1 protein-coding gene is annotated in these 489 nt (G+C 62.8%); it reads left to right on the plus strand.

From position 1 onward, the window contains the following. On the plus strand, window positions 1–489 hold a 489-nt coding region (locus tag AC0C6X_RS30145), incomplete at both ends, for a GMC oxidoreductase (RefSeq protein ID WP_472956704.1).

A 489-nucleotide genomic window follows, 5' to 3' on the forward strand; every position in this document is an offset into this window, starting at 1 on the left:
TTCAGGACCATCTGCAAATCCGCGCGGTCTTCAAGGTCGGCAATGCCAAGACGCTGAACACGCTCGCCAACAGCCTGTTCGGCAAGGCGATGATCGGGCTCGAATATATGCTGAAGCGCAGCGGCCCGATGAGCATGTCGCCCTCGCAGCTCGGTGCCTTCACCCGTTCAGATGACAGCCAGGCCCATGCCAACCTGGAGTATCACGTCCAGCCGCTCAGCCTCGACGCCTTTGGCGAGCCGTTGCACAACATTCCCGCCTTCACCGCAAGCGTCTGCAACCTCAATCCGACCAGCGTCGGAAGCGTGCGCATTCGCTCCGGCAAGGCGTCGGATGCCCCGGCGATCGCGCCGAACTACCTTAGCACCGAAGAGGACCGCCGTATTGCTGCCGAGAGTCTCCGGCAGGTGCGCAAGATCGTGTCGCAGCCGGCGCTCGCGAAATACCAGCCGCGGGAGTGGAAACCCGGCTTGCAGTTTCAGAGCGACG

It is taken from the genome of Ensifer sp. VA4 (assembly GCF_055710065.1).